Origin of the sequence: Cyclobacterium salsum, from assembly GCF_010119245.1 — a bacterium.
GTDB lineage: Bacteria > Bacteroidota > Bacteroidia > Cytophagales > Cyclobacteriaceae > Cyclobacterium > Cyclobacterium salsum.
The window spans coordinates 182,460-200,402 of record NZ_WNKG01000011.1 but is presented as its reverse complement, the minus strand read 5'-3'; the positions used below and the strand labels follow the sequence as shown (position 1 = coordinate 200,402).

Here is a 17,943-nt window from a genome sequence, read left to right as displayed (position 1 = left end):
AGAATGGAAAAGTATGTGGAATTTTAGCTGTTTTGTTTGCTTTTCAACATAGGAGGGCTCAAAGGTTTTCTTAATGAACACTTCTTGCCATTTGTGTTTCCTTTGTCGGCTTTGTGTCTAGCATCTTTGGAACATTAATCAGTATTCTTGCCGCAAATGATTCAAAGACATACAAAAAGGCAGGGAGCTTTTTTTAATACTACTTTGTGTTCTTCGTGCAACCTTTGTGCGCTTTGTGGCTTCCCTTTTTGTTCGTTCAACCTATCTTCACCCCGTTGACATTCCGTCTACAGATGTGGTCCAATGAGTTGCAAAAAACACATCATCATCCAGCCTTTAGTACTTCAACTTTTCCGAAACGGTCGTTCCGAGCATTTCTTTTGCAGCGGCAATAATGCCATCGGGATCAAACCCACATTCGCGATGCAATTCAATTTGCTCTCCGTGCTCAATGACCTCATCAGGTATTCCCAGTCTTTTTACTCTGGCCTGGTAGCCGTGGTCCACCATCCATTCCAGGACGGCACTGCCAAATCCCCCCATCAGACAGCCGTCTTCGATGGTAATAACCTTGTCGAATTTACTGAAAACCTCCTGAAGCAAGGCCTCATCCAATGGCTTTACAAATCGCATGTCGTAATGCGCCATGTCGATGCCTTTGGCCTGAAGTTTTGCCGCCGCCTCAACGGCGTAATTGCCTACGTGGCCAATGCTCAATAGGGCCAGGTCTTTTCCTTCCTTCACAATTCTGCCTTGCCCGGTAGGTATTTTTTGAAGCGGCTGTTTCCAGTCGGGCATCACGCCTTGGCCCCTTGGATACCGGATGGAATAGGGGCCGCTGTACTCGGAGGCTGAAAACATGAGGTTTCGGAGCTCCTCTTCGTTCATCGGAGCACTGACCACCAGATTGGGCAGGCACCGGAAGAAGGCCAAATCGTAGGCACCATGGTGCGTGGGGCCATCGGCTCCGGCAAAACCGGCCCGGTCCAGGCAAAACACTACCGGCAGGTTTTGAAGGCATACGTCATGGATCACCTGATCATAGGCCCGTTGCATAAACGTGCTGTAAATATTGCAAAAAGGCGTAAGCCCCTGGGTTGCCAAGCCGGCTGAAAAGGTAACAGCGTGTTGTTCGGCGATGCCTACGTCAAAAGACCTTTCCGGAAAGGCCTTCATCATAATGTTCATGGACGATCCGGAAGGCATGGCTGGAGTTACGCCTACAATTTTTTCATTTTGTCCGGCTAGTTCTACCAGGGTGTGCCCAAAAACATCCTGGTACTTGGGCGCTTGTGGACTGGTGGGGATTTTTTTGGAAATTTCCCCGGTAATTTTATCAAATTTTCCGGGGGCATGCCACTTGGTTTGGTCTTTTTCAGCAGGAGCAAAACCCTTCCCTTTCACGGTAATGCAATGCAGAATTTTTGGCCCCGGTATGTCTTTCAGATCATTCAGAATTTCTACCAGGTGATTGACATCATGCCCGTCTACCGGTCCGAAATACCGAAGGTTCAGGGACTCAAATAAATTACTCTGTTGGAGCAGTGTGGATTTAATGGCGCCTTCTACTTTGGAGACCACGTCCTGGGCACTGAAACCGAATTTGCTGATTTTGCCCAGTAGACTCCATACTTCATCCCGGACCTTGTTATAGGTATGGGAGGTAGTAATATCGGTCAGGTAATCTTTTAATGCCCCGACGTTGGGGTCTATGGACATGCAATTGTCATTCAGAATGATTAGCAGGTTGGTATCCGATACACCGGCATGATTCATGGCTTCAAAAGCCATTCCTCCGGTCATGGCGCCGTCACCAATAACGGCAACATGCTGTCTTTTGTCCTCCCCTTTGTATTTGGAGGCCATGGCCATTCCCAAGGCTGCCGAGATGGAGGTGCTGGAGTGACCTACGCCAAACGCATCATAAGGACTTTCTTTACGTTTTGGAAAACCGGAAAGGCCTTTATAAAGCCTGTTGGTATGAAATTCATCCCTTCTGCCGGTAAGAATTTTGTGCCCGTAGGCCTGATGTCCTACATCCCATACCAGCTGGTCATCGGGAGTGTTTAATACATAATGCAAGGCGACCGTCATTTCCACTACCCCCAAACCGGCACCGAAATGTCCTCCATACACGGAAACATGATCGATGATAAATTGCCTCAGCTCATCACAGATTTGAACCAATTGGTCTTTACTGAGGTTTTTTAGGTCTTCCGGATTATGGATTTCCCTGAGTAATTTTCCAGGTTCTATTTGCATATGCCGCTTTTCTTTATAAAAATTTATAACCCCGGTGGCAGTAGATTGTTTAATATTACCAATAATTATTCAGGCCACCATGCCATGAGGGAAATTATTCAGATGCCTATTGAATTAGAAAGATATATGATACCTTTGAACTCAATAAGAAGTGCAAAAATAACAAAAAATAATCGTATCCAGTGAGTTTTGAAATCAAATTACCTTTATTTGAGGGGCCGTTTGACCTGATGCTCTTTTTTATCGAAAGGGATGAGCTGGACGTTTACGATATTCCCATTTCCAAAATCACCCGTGATTTTTTGGATTACATCCACCAACTGGAGAAAATGGAGATCGAAGTCGCCAGCGAATTTATCCTTTTCGCAGCCACATTGATGAAAATAAAATCCAAAATGCTGCTGCCCAGGCCGGAGTTCAATGAAGACGGGGAGGAAATCGACCCTCGGGAGGAGCTAATCAGGCATTTATTGGAGTACAAAAAGTACAAATCCGTGATCGGCGAACTGGCGACGATGGAAGAACAACGCATGAGCCGTTTTGACAGAGGCAATGTCGTTTCCGAATTGAAGGAGCTAACAAAAACAGACCAGGTAGATGCCGAATTACAGGACCTTGACCTGTACCGACTATTAAAGGTATATCAAAAAGTGCTCACAAAATATGCGCACAGAAGCGATGAAACCAAGCATACCGTGATCCAATATCCCTATACCATTGAGCAACAGAAAACCCTGGTGCTGGATAAACTAAATGAGAAGCCTAGAATTCCATTTTCTGACTTTATTAATTACAAGCCAGATAAGATTTTTGTGATTTACACCTTTTTAGCCATTCTTGAATTGCTTCAGCTTGCCATGGTGACGATAAAAATCGGCGAGGGATTTAATAATTTTTGGGTTGAAAAACTGGAAGCCATACCTGTAGAAGACTTATGAAATTAGACAATAGGGAAATTTTTAAAACCTTAAATCCAAATAAGGTTTGGGTTCCTGTATTGATTGGGATAGGGATTGTGTTTCTTATGTTTTACATGGATCCGACTGTCAATGCCCAAACCCTGAGGGGTGTATTTGACGCTTCCTTTTGGTCAATAATGCTGGCACTGGTGTTTATTTTTCTTCGAGACGCGGGCTACGTATTCCGGATACGCGAAATCACCAATAAGCACCTTAGCTGGAGTCGGGCCATCTATGTAATCATCCTTTGGGAATTTGCCTCGGCCGTAACTCCTTCGATCGTAGGCGGTACTGCAGTGGCGGTGTTTATTCTTCATAAAGAAGGCATTCCACTGGGCAAGGCCCTCGCCTTTACCATGCTGACCGCCATTATGGACAACCTGTTCTTTGTGCTGGGCGCGCCGATAATCCTTTTTCTGGCGCAGGGGTATATCTTTCCCGATAGCAGGGTGCTTGAAATGCGCCTGGGAAATAGTCTGGAGTACCTTTTCTGGGTGAGTTATTCGCTTTATACCCTGTATTCCTTATTGATGGCACTGGCATTGTTTTACCGGCCACGGGTGTTTAAATGGATATTATTGAAATTATTTTCCATTCGCTGGTTGAAAAAGTGGAAATACGAAGCGAATAATTACGGAGACCAAATCATTGAAGCCAGCAAAGAATTTAGAGGGAAAAACCTGAAGTACTGGCTGCTCATTATCGTAACCACGATTTTCATCTGGTCCTCGCGTTATTTTATGCTCAATGCGTTAATATCGGCCTACGAAAGTCTCAGCATGTTCGAGCATGTGGTCATTTTCGCCCGGCAAATTATCATGTGGATCGTGATGATGATCAGTCCGACCCCCGGGAGCAGTGGCACGGCGGAATTTTTCTTTGCCCAGTTCTTCAATGAATTTCTGACCGGTTACACCTTTGTTACCAGTATTCTCTGGCGGGTGTTTTCGTATTATCCCTACCTGCTTTTAGGGGCAATATTTTTGCCACGCTGGATCCGGCAGGTGTTTTTCAAAAAGAAGACCAATGAATAAAAGGGCTTCTCTTTGTGGCGTTTTGATGATTTATTCCGTCTCAGCATTAAGTTAGTGGCGTATAAAAAAAATAAATGATGAAAAAGGCGGTCTTCGCACTTGGATTGATTTTAGCAATGGGGTTTCAATGTGAGGAAGTACAACCTAGCGGAGTTGTGGAAACAAGCTGCATCGATCCTGATAAAATCAATCCTGAAGGAATTTGCACCATGGAGTACATCCCTGTATGTGGTTGTGATGGAAAGACCTATGGGAATGCCTGCTCTGCAAGGCAGGCAGGGCTGAAAAGCTGGTCAAAGGGTAATTGTGACTAAACAGAAATTTCCTTTGTTGGTGAATTTTTCACTGACTGATGGGTGTATTCAGAAACCTATTCGGCATCCAAAATAAGTACCCAATCGTGTCCTTTTCCTCCCGAGGTAGGAGGTGAAATCTCCATTTTACCTGACTTCTCTATCGTTGCACCCAAATAGGAATTACCTGTTCTTGGGTCATACCAATTGATTTGCAAGAGGTTTCCGGATAACTTTCCTGAATTCAAGGTAACCGTTTTTCCAGTTGGAAAATAGACCATGGCATAGCTTCCCTCACTGTCCCGGGTGGCGATTACATAATGCTCGTTATCTTCTTGAGTACTGGTAATCATCTCCTGTGCCGGGATGCGGGTCAGGAATGGCCTGCTGAGCATCAGGTTTTTCAAGTGTTTGACCTGATTGGCCATGGGCAGGTCCAAGGCTTCTTTCCAGGGTCTCAATGGGCCATTTATTCCCTCTCTTTCGGTGGTAAACATCTGCCATACATCGTGACAGCCGTAGGATTGCCCGAAGGCACCTGCGAATACATTCCAGTACATGATCCTGCGGATATCTTCCGCAATACTGTATCCGAGCTCTTTGGCGTTGAAGCAATTGGGATGGTCTTCATAAAGGGGTTCGCCATCCAGGGTAGGTTTTACCGGTTTTAAGGCATAATCGTGACCGATTTTTTTGTAAGTAGCTTGGTTAGCACAATGTCCGGTTTGGTGCATGTTGAAATCCAGCCATTCGTCATTATGAAACCAGTTACTGGAGCCACCTGGTCCTGTGGGTTGGGGGTGAAAGGTCATCAAGGCCTTGTCCAGACCTCCTATTCCTTCACTAATCCCAGCGGCAAGCGCTCGCCAGATGGCCTCATCAGCGCTTTTGGCTCGTGGATTACGGTCGCCTCCTAAGACCCAGATGATGTGGGATTGATCTTTATACCGGTTGCCGATCCAATGGCCAAAAGCCTTGGCATTTTCCTCGGTAAAGACTTCCGGACCCTTTCCCCAGGAATTGGTAAACACCTTATCGCCCCAGGTAGGCAACAGAGCGACATAGATGCCCTGCTCCGCAGCCATTTGTACGATGGAATCCACATGTGAAAAATAAGCCGGATTGGGCTGGCAGGGATCGTTATCGATCAAGGGAGTTTCTCCATAAGGGTTGGGACTATTGAGGCCGTCAATCTCCGCAAGGGCTACAGCCTGTACCATGTTGAATCCCTGTTCAGCCCGCTTTTTCAAGTAATGGGCGGCTTCTTCCCGATCACAGCGGTGGAAGAGTTCCCAGGCCGTGTCTGCCATCCAGAAAAACGGTTCACCATTCTCGGTGACCAGAAACCGTTTATTTTCTGCTACCTTCAATCGGGGCAAAGAAGCCTGTCCGTAGGCAGCATACATCGAAAAGAAAGCAAGAAGGAATACCAGGATGGGTTTTGAAGTCATTGCGGGGAGGAAATGGGTACCAGGCAAGATAAAAATATCCAGGCGAATCTGAAAAATAAAGTGCCCCATTCGGGGATAATGTTAAAAAATCATAAAATTTCTCCCTTCCTTAGCTGGCGTTTCCAGAAGGAAGGGAGAAAGATTTACCCCTGATGTTCGAAGGCATTAAAAAAGAAATTGCCTTCAATAAGGGCATTTTCATCCGAATCAGAGCCGTGAATGGCATTCGCTTCTATGGAGGTAGCAAAGCGTTTCCGGATGGTTCCCTCAGCGGCGTTTTCGGGGTTGGTTGCACCGATAAGGGATCTGAAATCTGCCACCGCATTGTTTTTTTCCAAAATGGCCGCAATGATGGGGCCTGAGGACATGTACCGGCATAAATCCGCGTAAAAGGGGCGCTCCTTGTGTACCAGGTAGAATTCAGCGGCAAGTGCTTCGGTGAGTCGGGTGGCTTTTAGTGCGATAATTTGAAAACCGGCGGCTTCAATCATCTCTAAAATTGCACCGGAGTTTCCTGCGCCAAAAGCATCCGGTTTGATCATGGTAAAGGTTCTGTTGGTAGCCATAAACGAGTAGAATTATTTGATTCGCTGGCGAAATTACGTCTTTTCTCTGAAAGACCGAAAGAATGGATTCATTTCCCAATAAACTACCTGAGCCCGTGGAATTCCCATTGGGAATTTCAGAAAATTATACAGAACTTTGTCGTCCGTGTTTTTAAAAATACGGTAGTCAAAAATTACACATGCAGAAATTAGATCTATTTAAAGAACAGATTTCATCCGCTTCGTCCAAAAGAATCATTATCACCACCCATCATAAACCTGACGCAGATGCCCTTGGCTCTTCATTGGCCCTGGCCTTGTACCTGAAGAAGAAAAAGCATCAGGTCACTGTTGTCACCCCCTCCGATTATCCTTCTTTCCTTCATTGGATGAAAGGAAACGATGAGGTCATTAATTTTGAGGACAAGCAACAGGTGGATGAAGCCAGGAGTCTGATCGGGAAAGCGGATATCCTTTTTTGTCTGGATTTTTCCAATCTCGGTCGTTTGCAGGGAATGGAAGAGGCAGTAAAAGATTCCGATGCCTATAAGGTCAATATTGATCATCACCAGGACCCGGAGGATTTTGCTGACTTTAGCTTTTCCAGTACCAAAGCCGCTGCCACCTGCGAGTTGTTGTACGATTTAATAGTCAAAGTCGGCGATAAGGAATTAATCGATCAGGATATGGCAGAATGCCTGTACTCGGGAATCATGACCGACACGGGGGGATTCCGACACCCGAATACCACCAAGAATGTTCACTTGGTTACGGCAGAACTTATTGGTTTGGGGGCCGACAATTCCAAAATTTCCCGGCTGATTTACGATACTTATTCCGTCAACCGGCTTAAATTTCTAGGTTTTGCATTGACCAGGCGGTTGACCATTTTACCGGAGCTAAACACCGCCTACTTTGGGATCAGTAAAAAAGACCTGCGAAAATACCAGTCGCAGACCGGGGATACGGAGGGCTTGGTTAATTACGCACTCTCCCTGGATGGAATCAAAATTGCAGCTTTGTTTACCGAAAGGAAAGACGGCGTCAAAATCTCCTTTCGTTCTACGGAAGAAGTGGCCATCAATAAGTTTGCAGCCACCTATTTTGATGGAGGAGGGCATAAGAATGCCTCGGGGGGAATTTCCAGCCTGTCGCTGGAAGATACCCAGAAACGATTCGAAAAATTAGTAAAAGAAAATAAACAAATCTTATTTAATCAATTAGCATTAGTCGATGAAAAAAATCAATAATTTAGTTTTAGGTGCCATGGTGCTTGCAGGCAGCACCCTGTTGTATTCTTGCGAGAAGACAGAAACCACCTCAGATGGAATCGAATATACCTACGTAGAACAAGGTGACGATAAGACTCAGGACGGCGAATTTGTGGTCTATCACTTTACTGCAAAAACAGGAAGCGACTCTCTGTTTATCTCCAGTTATGACCAGCCGGTTCCTCCCTATTTGCAGCATTTGGACTCTGCGGAAGCCAAATCAGGAATAGATGAAATATTCCTTAACCTGAATAATGGAGATAGTATTGTCATTACCGCTACTGCAGAACAAATATTTGCTGCCGGTGGAGGCGTGCCCCCATTTTTGGATAATGAGGAGATGGTCACTATTAATATTGGGGTTATCAATGTGCTGGAAGAGGAGGTTTTTGAAGATTATTTCAACGATCTGGTAGCCGAACAGCAAAAGAAGCAAACGGAACAGGCTGGAGTTCAGTTAGAAGAAGATGTATCTGCATTGGAAGCCTATATAGAAGAAAATAATTTGGATGCCAACAGGACAGAATCAGGTCTTTTTTACGTCATAGAGGAAGAAGGTAATGGACCGCAGGTGGAACAAGGAGATAAGATTTCTGTGGACTATACAGGCTATGTGCTGGACGGGACCGTTTTTGATACCAGCGTGGAAAGCAAAGCCAGAGAAGCAAATACCTACGACGAAAACAGGCCCTACGAGCCATTTAGCTTCAATGTGGGAGAAGGAATGGTCATCCCAGGTTGGGATGAAGGATTGCAGCTTTTGAAAGAAGGTGCAAAGGCCAAATTTCTGATTCCCTCTCCACTAGCCTATGGACCCAGTCAGCGTGGTGCCGTCATCGTACCCAATTCCATTTTGGTGTTTGATGTAGAAGTGACAGATGTAGAAAAGCAATAATCCGGTAAACGCCGGAATCAGGAAATACACCGACTAAACCATAGTTGTACGAATATGAGAAAAAGCACCTTTATTTTGGCACTGATACCAGTCTTGGGTACGGTTTCATCTTGTATTTCCGATGAGGAAAATCTGGATGTCGTTTTTGAGCAGGACCTTCAGAAAATAGAAGAGTACATTCAAACGGTAGAGACAGAGTATACCCGAAGGGAAACCATAGAACAAACCGGGATTGAGCTTTTATTCCTTACTGAGGAGGTTGAATCGGAGGAACTGCCTGAGGTTAGGGATACCCTGGCCGTCAATTATACCGGCATGTTGCTGGACGGTACAGTGTTCGATACCTCCCTTGAACAAGTAGCACAGGAGAACGATGTTTTCAACCCGAACCGGACCTACGAGCCGTTCGAAGTGATATTGGGAATGTCCAACGTCATCAATGGATGGCATTGGTCCCTTTCTCAGATGAAAGAAGGAGAAAAAGCCATTGCCCTGATCCCTTCCTCCTATGCTTACGGAAGTCAGTCCAATGGGCCCATTCCAGCCAATTCGGTATTGGTTTTTGAACTTGATCTGGTCGAAGTACGACCCTATCAACCTTAATTACAGATATACAATCAATGATAAACGTTTCGAAAATCACTTGCATTTTTTTTATCGTCCTGTTTGGTTTTTCTTGTGACGATCAGTTAGGCCAGTTTGGCGGTCCGGTATACGATCGGGAGGCAAACCTGGCGATCGACCGGGAAATTATAGCGGAGTACCTGGAAACAGCCCCCTATGATAGTCTGTATCGAATCCATGATCCCTCGGGAGTGGTGGTGATCGTGACGGAGGAAGGAGAGGGTTCCCGCCCCACCGCAGGGAATGTGGTGTACGCCAATTATACCGGCTACTTACTGGACGGTTCCGTATTTGATTCCAACCTCGAAGATGTGGCCATTGAGAATGATATCTATGATGAAGAACGGAATTACGACATCTTCTCGTTTTTCGTGGATGTGCCAGCGAGTCAGGGGGGTGCTATTCAGGGTTTTAGTATGGGCTTCAAACGACTGAGGAGTGGTGCCAAAGGTACCATCATCATCCCGTCTCCCTACGGATATCAGGATAATGAAAACGTACTCCGTGTGCCGGCTAATTCGGTGTTGGTTTTTGATGTAGAATTTCTGGGATTGGACTAATGACCCGTTGACAGGCAATAGCAGTAACATAAAAAAAACCCGGTTTATCCGGGTTTTTTATTTTATATAGCTAATGAATTCGCTTTAAACCTACATTTTAGCACTATAGTTCGGTGCTTCCCGGGTGATGCTGACATCATGTGGATGTGACTCCCTGGCACCGGCAGCGGTAATCTTTACAAATTTGGCCTTATCTTTCAGGTCTTGAATGGTGGCTGTTCCGCAATAACCCATGCCCGCCTGCAAACCGCCAACGAGCTGGTAAAGGACTTCAGAAACCAGGCCTTTGAAAGCAACTCGTCCGATGATTCCTTCCGGCACCAGCTTTTTGATATTGTCTTCAGCATCCTGAAAATACCGGTCTTTGGATCCGGATTCCATGGCTTCCAGTGAGCCCATACCCCGGTAAGACTTGAATTTCCTGCCTTCAAAGATGATGATCTCCCCAGGGGCTTCTTCTGTTCCTGCCAGGATAGACCCGATCATTACCGAACTTGCTCCGGCAGCCAGGGCTTTTACTACATCCCCCGAATATCGGATGCCGCCGTCGGCAATCACCGGAATTCCCCTGTCTTTCAAAACCCCAGCGCATTCCATAACCGCAGACAACTGCGGCATGCCTACGCCTGCAATCACGCGTGTGGTACAGATACTTCCCGGACCTACTCCGACTTTCACTGCATCCGCGCCCGCATCCGCCAGTGCTGTGGCCGCTTCCGCCGTCGCAATGTTTCCAACGATTACTTCTAAATCAGGAAAGGCCGCTTTGATTTTTTTGCAGGTTTCGATCACGCCCTTGGAATGTCCGTGAGCCGTATCAATGGAAACCACGTCGACGCCGGCAATTTTCAGTGCTTCTACCCTTTCGACGATATCCGAAGTCACGCCTACTGCTGCTCCTACGCGCAACCTGCCAAATTCATCTTTACAGGCATTGGGTTTGTCTTTCCTTTTGAGAATGTCTTTGTAAGTAATCAGCCCGGTCAATTTGTACTCCTCATCTACAATGGGGAGTTTTTCAATTTTATATTCCTGAAGTATCTCTTCCGCCTGTTCCAGTGTAATCCCTGCTTTAGCGGTAAAAAGATTGCCCTTGGTCATGATTTCCCGAACGGGACGATTCATGTCTTTGATAAAGCGCAGGTCGCGGTTGGTAATGATTCCCTTGAGGTAGCGGTTTTCATCGACGACTGGTATGCCCCCAATATTGTATTCGCTCATGATCGCCTCGGCATCCCTGACAAGCGCATCAATGTTCAGGGTAATGGGATCCAGGATCATACCACTTTGGGACCGTTTTACTTTCCGAACTTGGGCAGCTTGCTTTTCGATGGACATGTTTTTGTGAACAAAGCCCAATCCACCCTCCAGTGCGATGGCAATGGCCATCTCCGCCTCGGTGACCGTATCCATTGCGGACGATGTCAGCGGAATTTGCAGTCGAATATTCCGTGTAAGTTGTGTGGAAGTATTGGTATTTCGTGGGAGCACCTCGGAATATCCGGGTACCAGAAGCACGTCATCATAGGTGAGTGCTTCGAAGAGGAATTTATCTGTGTTCGGATTCATGGCAAATGGTTAGTAACCCTATTTGCCCGTCAAAGATACAATGTTTTTGACATGCAGATCAATAGATAAGGGAAAAAAATGTTATTTTTCTCTCAGATCTTACTATTTCATGGAATTTTGTTTGGGGATAGGGCTTACCCTATTTTTGAGGATCTGCTGGATAATTCGCCTGGAGATGGTCTCCATACCCAGGTTGTTGGGATGACGAGCGACGCTCTCATTCTCGAATTCATCAAGTGCCATATATTCTGTTTGCTGACCCAGATCCGATAGCTCCACAAATTCCCAACCCTGACTTTCAGCCGAATGAGATAGCTGCGCATTGACCAGGGGATTGGGCCAAAAGGTGCTGGTGATGATGACCCGGGCGTTACCGGAAGTCAGGTAAGTGCTAAATTTTTGCAATCCCTCTGAAAGGTTTCTGTCTCTTAAATCCTCGAGCGGGATGTTTTCTCCAAGCCGTATTATTAACAGATCAGCATTAAACTCCCGGAGTTGGCTATACTGAGAAAAATCCAAGCTGGCAAACTGCCGCTCAAAAGGAAATACATTTTTACGAATCATCTGAAGTCCTGGAAAATGGTTTTTAAGACTGTCCTCAAGCCTGGAGAAATAGTCTTTGTCAGGGGCATTAGCCGCCATTCCCCAATCAGCGTTCCAACCTATAGCCTGGTCGGGAGGGTGATAGGTAATGCTGTTCCCGATGACTAGCACCCGCCGCAAGTCAATGGGTCTTGCTTCATCGGGTTGGCAGCTGATTACCCCAACCAGTAGAAGTCCCCCTATCAATGCGAATCGAATCATGCCTTCTTTTTCATTTTGGCAATATAGAATCCGTCAAATCCGGACTCCTGCGAAAGCAGTTGCGTTTCTTCCAGCAATTCAAATGATTTTCCTTCCGGACTTTGTAAAAAGGCTTGCACCTGAAGGTTGTTTTCCGAAGGCAAAATGCTGCAGGTGGCATAGACCAGGATTCCTCCCGGCTTTAACATGGAAGGGTATTGGGATAGAATGTCTTTTTGGATTGCCTGTACGGCAGCAATGGATTCGGGACTTAATTTCCATTTGGTATCCGGATTCCGCTTCAAGACCCCTAGTCCCGAACAAGGCACGTCTAAAAGCAGGCGATCGGCACTCTCACGTAACCTTTTTATCGTTTTGCTGCCCTCTATGGTTTTGGTTTCGATGACCGAAACTCCGGCCCGCCTTGCCCTGAGTTTGGTGTTTTTTAGTTTCCAGGCCTCCAGGTCCATGGATACGATCCTTCCCTTGTTTTCCATAAGCGCAGCCAGGTGCAGGGATTTTCCCCCGGCTCCGGCGCAGGCATCAATGACCCGCATACCGGGCTGGGCTTCCAGGGCCATGGCGACCAGCTGGGAAGAGGCATCCTGCACTTCAAAGTGTCCTTCCTTAAACAAGGGCGTGCGGAAAACATTTTTTCTTTCTTTCAGGATCAATGCATCCGGGTAGCCACTTGCCGGGTAGCTGCTGATTCCCAACTCCTCCAATTGTTCCCTCAGCCTGGATCGGCTGGTTTTCAAGGTATTTACCCGCAGCACAACTTCGGCGACCTGGTTCAGGCTGTTAATTTCTTGTTCCCACTTTTCTCCAAGCTGCTCCTGTCCCATCTGGTCCATCCAGTCCGGTATGGACTGAAGCAAGGTTCGTTGGGTTATTTTTTCCTTTTTGCGATGGATTGCTTGTGGGTTGATTCCTTTGAATTCCCGCCAATCCGGCAAAATGTTGCCCTGCATTACCCAATAAGTTCCAAACCACTGGTAATAATCAGCTCCCGGACTCAGGTATTCCACCAGTCGTTTCCAGCGGACGATCTCGTAGACGCTTTCGGCAATAAAAGCCCGATCCCGGGCTCCCCATTTGGGATTTGATTTTAATACACGCTCAATCACTTTGTCGGCAAAGTGATGCTGGTCAAAAATTTCTTCCAGTGCCCTGACGACACCATTTACCGTGTTTGGAAAAAGCTTCATAAGTTTTTTAGCTACTTTTATGCAAATATAGGCAATTAATACCGGGGAAAACGGGATCTGTCAGGATGGAGATCCGGATCTCATACTTTGTTTTTGCTCGAAATTTGGTATTTTTGGAGCTATGGGAGAGAAAAAATGCCCTCATTGCGGGAAATGGTCTGATTGGAACCAGAATTTATCGGATCGCTGTACCCATTGCGGAAAACCATTAGGAGGCACCGACCTGGAGTATCAGGAAAAAAGAGCGGCGCAAAAAAAAGCCAATGAGGAACAATGGGTTTTTTATATTAAGGAGACCGATAGTACGTTCGTGAAAAACATGAAAAAGGTGGGCAATTTCTTTTATACCATCTACATTGCCATCATCACGTTTCTTGCCTGGTTAATTGCCGCTTTGCCCGGATAATGCCTGTTTACAAAAACCCCTACTTTCTGCTGCCCGTCTTGTTGTTTTGGGTCAACCAGTACCTGGAACGGATCGAAGAGGTTTACTTGCCTTTCATTCATAGTTATTGGGATGACCTGCTGGCAATGCCCGTCATTCTGGGTTTGACGCTACAGTTTTACCGATGGATTCACCCCCTTAAAGCGCAATTGGTTTTCTCGCCGGTACAGGTCTTGGCGGGCTGGCTGTATGTAAGCTTGATTTTTGAATACTTGCTGCCCCGCTGGTCAGACCGGTACACCGCTGATCTCTGGGATGTTGGCTGCTATTTCATCGGATCGGTGTATTTTTATTTTTTGATCAATCGAACTAGAAACTAATCGTACTCATGGCCGGCACACTCAAAGCACTTTTCGTTCAGTATAAGGAAGCGTTAGGCGACAGCTACCCTGCTGAGGAGGCTGAGAACCTGGTTTATTGGCTGATGGAAGCCTATCTGGGCGTAAAAAAATGGGACTTGCTTTCTCAAAAGGTGGTAGAAGGTATTCCTCCCGCCATGGAACAGGCCCTGGAAAAGCTTAAATCCGGGCTACCCATCCAATACATCCTGGGAAAGGCCCCTTTTTATGGCAGGGAATTTCTGGTTAGTCCGGAAGTTTTAATTCCACGGCCGGAAACAGAAGAATTGGTTCACCTGATCCTGAAAAATCATTCCGGCAAAAAGCAACTTTTGGATTTGGGTACCGGGTCCGGATGCATTGCCATTTCCCTGGCATTGGACTGGAGCGAAGCTTCGGTAACCGCATTGGATATCAGTAACGGCGCGCTGGCTATCGCTCAAAAGAATGCTTCGGATCTTTCCGCAACCGTTGATTTTGTAAAAGCAGACATGCTTTCCCATTCCTTGCCCCTGGGCAAGGTCGATATTCTGGTCAGCAACCCTCCCTATGTGATGGAGCAGGAAAAAGCTTACATGAAGCCTAATGTGCTGGAGCACGAACCACATTTAGCACTGTTTGTGCCCGACATGGATCCGTTAAAGTATTACAAAGCACTAATCCGGCATGCCGGCAACCATTTGGTGAAGGGTGGATACCTATACGTGGAGATCAATGAAAAATTCGGTACGGAGGTAGCCTACCTCATGGAAGTTAATGGCCTGGCAGAGGTACAGGTATACCGGGACCTTCAAGGCAAAGATCGGATCGTGTGGGGCAAAGCCTTATGAGGTCTGAAATTCCGTTCCCAACCAGAAAATGCGGTTGCTGGAGAACTGTTGCAATCCTTCGGTTACCTCCAGGCTCGTTAGGTAGTTGATAGGAAATAGATGGGTGTTTACGGAAGATTGATGTTCCACAAATTGCCCCTCCTCACCCAGAACCTGAATGGAGCAGGCGGGCAGCCATTTTTTAATACTTCCTTGCTTTGCGGGGAAATACCGAAAGCCATTATGGAAAAAGACAATGTCCAGGTCTTTCAAATAGGGTTCGAGCTGGGAATGATTCTGGGGATCGTGAGGGAGGATATTGACGGCGCTATGTCCGGATTGGGTCAGGTATTCAAGGGATGCGGAGAGAGATTGCCTGGTTGGGATCGTTATAAATTTTACGGGGAATTGTTCCTCGCCAAGCTGTGGATTATCCTTTTGAAATTTTTGAGTTGCCACGATGACATCCACCTTGATGCCAAATGAAAGGACCTTTAGCGCACTTTCCTCGGTTACCAAAATGGTCGGGACCCACTCCAGAAGGGGCTGAAGGTGCTGGAAATCCCAGCCTGTTTGGCTTGCTATTAAAAGGGCGGGTTCTTGTTTTTCTTTAACAAAGTGATGGGAGGACATGATCGGGACCAGATTTCTCGTTGGTTTAGCAACTGGATTTGACACCAGGTTTATATTTGCCAAAATAGTCAAACTTTTTGAAAAAAAATCAAGATGAACCGGTTCTTCATTTAAACTTCATTTTAATGTATTTACTTCACTTTTAATTTAGAACAAGTTGTACCTGAATAGTGAGTTTTCAGGTTTTTATTTTGATATATTTAAAAAACAAATATTTTAATTCTATTCACATGAAAAACTTACTATTTTTATTTATACTTTTATTCTCGCTAAGTGCTGCTTTTGGGCAATCAGGTGAAAATAAAGCAAAGGAAATCCCTGTTGTGGAGAAATCAAAATCAAGCGGATCACAAAAAGGCATAAGTATCAGTAGCGCTGCAAGGAGGCGAAGTTTGGTTAATAAAAATGTTGGTAAAAGGGTTGAAGGGTCTTCTGACAAATCAAAGGCAAACAAGGGGTCGGAAATTTCAGGTAAAGCAAGGAGCCAAACGCCTTCTGAAATTGGTAGACCATCCGGTATGGGGAGGCCATCCATCAGGGTTCCTGCCGCCAGGCCGACACCACCGGTGGTTAGGCCTACTACTCCGAGACCCAATTCACCAGCCCCAAAGGGGAAACCAGCCATTCCTTCAGTACCCGGTAAACCTGGAGGGATGTAGAAAAATGGTTGTTTTTATAGCTATGTATTAGGAAAAAGGGCGTGATGAGAGAAGGAAGTTTCTATCGATTTTTTGTTTTGATCTTAGTATTTTTTTTGATGCTGACCCAGGGGTTTGCTCAAGAGAAGGATTCCATTCAATCTAAGCAGCCAGCGGTATATGATTTTGTCATTTTGAATGGTAAAGTAAATGACCGATTTGCATTTATGGGTAGGGATTTTGGCAGAAAAATTCCTTCGGCAAATATGGGGCTGATGTATTTTTCTAACAGCGGTTGGTACGTTAATGCTTCCGTTTTTACGTTTTTGGAATCGGGCATTCCCGTCCAATATGGTCTTACTTCGGGTTATCAAACTGATTTGTCACCTATCACTGATCTGGACGTAAGTTATTCTCAATTTTTAGTTCCAGGAGAGAGTAAGGTCGCCGGGATTCAAAACATGGGGGTTCTACAGGGCAGGTTCGGGCTTGACTGGTATTACCTGTATTCTACTATTGGTGTCCAAGGACTTTTTAATAAAACGCCAGATTTGTTTCTCACTTCAAGGCATTCCAGGTATTTCGAGTTTGACCAAAAATTGCTTAACCTTTTTACGATTTCATTTGAGCCCTCATTTTCCTTCACCTTTGGAACCAGCAGGTTTTATTATTTAGGAGGATATGAAGTAAGTGATAATGAAAAAAACGAAGCGATTGAGAATTTCAATTTGTTAAGCTGGGAAATCGAATTCCCGGTAAGTGTTGAATGGAATAATTGGATGATTGAGTTCCAGTCAAGTTATATTTCCCCCCAAAATCTTCCAGATTTTGACGAATCTGCATCCGGATTCGTTTTTGGCAGCCATTTAATTTATACCATACCGATAATAAAAGCAAAATAATATGAGGGTGCTACTAGTTGAAGACGAGAAGTTGTTGGCCGATGAATTTTTGTTTTATTTAGAAAAGGATCAAATCATATGTGATTGGGCTTCCAGTTATGCAAACGCTTCAGAAGCGCTTGCTGTAAACGAGTATGACTTTGTTTTTTTGGATCTGGGGTTGCCAGATGGAGATGGCCTGGACCTATTGTCAGAAAGCAAAAAACATCAAAAGCATGCACTTATCATCATATTGACCGCAAGGTCGGACATCAAAGACCGGGTGAAGGGTTTGGAAATGGGAGCAGATGATTACCTCTCGAAACCTTTTTCCTTTCTGGAATTAAAAGCCAGAATGCAGGCGATACTCCGGAGAAAAAGCGGCTGGAATAAAGAGGAAATCAATATTGGCGGCTTTATACTTGACCTAGATAGTTGGACGGTGAGGTATCAGGCGGAAAAAATAGTTTTGACCAAAAAGGAATTTAGTCTTCTGCATTTTTTACTCTTGCATTCAAACAGAGTGATTAATCGTTTCCAGCTGGCAGAACATATTTGGGGAGACCATCTGGAAGATGATTACCAGTCCAATTATATTGATGTACATATCAAAAACATCCGGAAAAAGTTGGGGAATTTTGCTTCAGTGGATTGGCTCGAAACGGTTCGAGGGGTCGGTTACAAGATCAAAACCTGATCTGATATGTACCTGTCCACTAAAATGTTGTTATATAACCTCCTGGCT

The 17,943-nt window shown here is 45.5% G+C and carries 20 protein-coding genes; 12 read left to right on the top strand and 8 right to left on the bottom strand.

All coding sequences use genetic code 11. The annotated features are described in order from the left end of the window. Window positions 1-336 precede the first annotated feature (336 nt). Window positions 337-2,262, bottom strand: coding sequence for a 1-deoxy-D-xylulose-5-phosphate synthase (gene dxs, locus GJS45_RS19205; protein WP_162343490.1), 1,926 nt, complete (start codon window positions 2,260-2,262; stop codon window positions 337-339). Between the two features lie 182 nt (window positions 2,263-2,444). On the opposite strand from dxs, the gene GJS45_RS19200 reads away from it, so the two are divergent. The 3 genes from GJS45_RS19200 to GJS45_RS19190 all read left to right on the top strand — a co-directional run bounded on the left by GJS45_RS19200 (window position 2,445) and on the right by GJS45_RS19190 (window position 4,569). After that, a complete protein-coding gene (locus tag GJS45_RS19200) occupies window positions 2,445-3,200 on the top strand; it encodes a segregation and condensation protein A (RefSeq protein ID WP_162343489.1) in 756 nt (251 codons plus the stop codon). Beyond that, window positions 3,197-4,255, top strand: a complete 1,059-nt coding sequence (locus GJS45_RS19195; protein WP_162343488.1) for a lysylphosphatidylglycerol synthase transmembrane domain-containing protein — start codon at window positions 3,197-3,199, stop codon at window positions 4,253-4,255. The genes GJS45_RS19200 and GJS45_RS19195 overlap by 4 nt, the downstream gene beginning before the upstream one ends. A gap of 74 nt (window positions 4,256-4,329) precedes the next feature. Further along, complete coding sequence (locus GJS45_RS19190; RefSeq protein WP_317165116.1) at window positions 4,330-4,569, top strand: Kazal-type serine protease inhibitor family protein; 240 nt, start codon at window positions 4,330-4,332, stop codon at window positions 4,567-4,569. A 56-nt stretch (window positions 4,570-4,625) separates the two neighbouring features. Here GJS45_RS19190 and GJS45_RS19185 read toward each other — a convergent pair whose 3' ends face one another. Continuing rightward, window positions 4,626-5,954: a glycoside hydrolase family 140 protein gene (locus GJS45_RS19185; RefSeq protein ID WP_394366603.1), complete on the bottom strand. Its 1,329-nt coding sequence runs from the start codon at window positions 5,952-5,954 to the stop codon at window positions 4,626-4,628. 188 nt (window positions 5,955-6,142) lie between these two features. Further along, window positions 6,143-6,565: a nucleoside-diphosphate kinase gene (locus GJS45_RS19180; protein WP_162343487.1), complete on the bottom strand. Its 423-nt coding sequence runs from the start codon at window positions 6,563-6,565 to the stop codon at window positions 6,143-6,145. Between the two features lie 179 nt (window positions 6,566-6,744). Here GJS45_RS19180 and GJS45_RS19175 point away from each other — a divergent pair, with 179 nt between their 5' ends. Genes GJS45_RS19175 through GJS45_RS19160 form a run of 4 tightly spaced genes read left to right on the top strand, consistent with a single transcriptional unit; the run spans window position 6,745 to window position 9,894 of the window. Continuing rightward, window positions 6,745-7,794, top strand: coding sequence for a DHH family phosphoesterase (locus GJS45_RS19175; protein WP_162343486.1), 1,050 nt, complete (start codon window positions 6,745-6,747; stop codon window positions 7,792-7,794). Next, on the top strand, window positions 7,778-8,710 hold the full coding sequence (locus GJS45_RS19170; protein ID WP_162343485.1) for an FKBP-type peptidyl-prolyl cis-trans isomerase: 933 nt from the start codon (window positions 7,778-7,780) through the stop codon (window positions 8,708-8,710). Before GJS45_RS19175 ends, GJS45_RS19170 begins: the two co-directional genes overlap by 17 nt. Window positions 8,711-8,764: 54 nt before the next feature. After that, entirely contained in the window at window positions 8,765-9,313 is a 549-nt protein-coding gene (locus tag GJS45_RS19165) for an FKBP-type peptidyl-prolyl cis-trans isomerase (protein WP_235954871.1), read from the top strand. Window positions 9,314-9,330: 17 nt separating this feature from the next. After that, window positions 9,331-9,894, top strand: a complete 564-nt coding sequence (locus GJS45_RS19160; protein ID WP_162343484.1) for an FKBP-type peptidyl-prolyl cis-trans isomerase — start codon at window positions 9,331-9,333, stop codon at window positions 9,892-9,894. 90 nt (window positions 9,895-9,984) lie between these two features. Here GJS45_RS19160 and guaB read toward each other — a convergent pair whose 3' ends face one another. From guaB to GJS45_RS19145, 3 genes are all read right to left on the bottom strand, one after another. Beyond that, on the bottom strand, window positions 9,985-11,463 hold the full coding sequence (guaB, locus tag GJS45_RS19155) for an IMP dehydrogenase (RefSeq protein ID WP_162343483.1): 1,479 nt from the start codon (window positions 11,461-11,463) through the stop codon (window positions 9,985-9,987). Between the two features lie 102 nt (window positions 11,464-11,565). Next, window positions 11,566-12,267 (bottom strand): SGNH/GDSL hydrolase family protein, encoded by a 702-nt coding sequence (locus GJS45_RS19150; RefSeq protein ID WP_162343482.1) that lies wholly within the window; start codon window positions 12,265-12,267, stop codon window positions 11,566-11,568. Further along, window positions 12,264-13,454 (bottom strand): RsmB/NOP family class I SAM-dependent RNA methyltransferase, encoded by a 1,191-nt coding sequence (locus GJS45_RS19145; protein ID WP_162343481.1) that lies wholly within the window; start codon window positions 13,452-13,454, stop codon window positions 12,264-12,266. Before GJS45_RS19145 ends, GJS45_RS19150 begins: the two co-directional genes overlap by 4 nt. A gap of 121 nt (window positions 13,455-13,575) precedes the next feature. On the opposite strand from GJS45_RS19145, the gene GJS45_RS19140 reads away from it, so the two are divergent. Genes GJS45_RS19140 through prmC form a run of 3 tightly spaced genes read left to right on the top strand, consistent with a single transcriptional unit; the run spans window position 13,576 to window position 15,067 of the window. Further along, on the top strand, window positions 13,576-13,860 hold the full coding sequence (locus GJS45_RS19140) for a hypothetical protein (protein WP_162343480.1): 285 nt from the start codon (window positions 13,576-13,578) through the stop codon (window positions 13,858-13,860). Beyond that, the gene (locus GJS45_RS19135) at window positions 13,860-14,219 is read left to right on the top strand and encodes a magnesium citrate secondary transporter (RefSeq protein ID WP_162343479.1); all 360 of its coding nucleotides are present in this window, start codon (window positions 13,860-13,862) and stop codon (window positions 14,217-14,219) included. The genes GJS45_RS19140 and GJS45_RS19135 overlap by 1 nt, the downstream gene beginning before the upstream one ends. An 8-nt stretch (window positions 14,220-14,227) precedes the next feature. Beyond that, window positions 14,228-15,067, top strand: coding sequence for a peptide chain release factor N(5)-glutamine methyltransferase (gene prmC, locus GJS45_RS19130; protein WP_162343478.1), 840 nt, complete (start codon window positions 14,228-14,230; stop codon window positions 15,065-15,067). Here prmC and GJS45_RS19125 read toward each other — a convergent pair. Together GJS45_RS19125 and GJS45_RS19120 are read right to left on the bottom strand one after the other, a co-directional pair. Further along, complete coding sequence (locus GJS45_RS19125) at window positions 15,062-15,679, bottom strand: thiamine pyrophosphokinase (protein WP_162343477.1); 618 nt, start codon at window positions 15,677-15,679, stop codon at window positions 15,062-15,064. The genes prmC and GJS45_RS19125 overlap by 6 nt on opposite strands. A 226-nt stretch (window positions 15,680-15,905) precedes the next feature. Then, a complete protein-coding gene (locus tag GJS45_RS19120; RefSeq protein WP_162343476.1) occupies window positions 15,906-16,214 on the bottom strand; it encodes a hypothetical protein in 309 nt (102 codons plus the stop codon). 168 nt (window positions 16,215-16,382) lie between these two features. Here GJS45_RS19120 and GJS45_RS19115 point away from each other — a divergent pair, with 168 nt between their 5' ends. Continuing rightward, the gene (locus GJS45_RS19115) at window positions 16,383-17,219 is read left to right on the top strand and encodes a hypothetical protein (protein WP_202928126.1); all 837 of its coding nucleotides are present in this window, start codon (window positions 16,383-16,385) and stop codon (window positions 17,217-17,219) included. A 1-nt stretch (window position 17,220) separates the two neighbouring features. Next, window positions 17,221-17,895 carry a response regulator transcription factor gene (locus GJS45_RS19110; RefSeq protein WP_162343475.1) on the top strand — a complete coding sequence of 225 codons (675 nt, stop codon included), beginning with the start codon at window positions 17,221-17,223 and terminating at the stop codon, window positions 17,893-17,895. The last annotated feature ends 48 nt before the right edge of the window (window positions 17,896-17,943 follow it).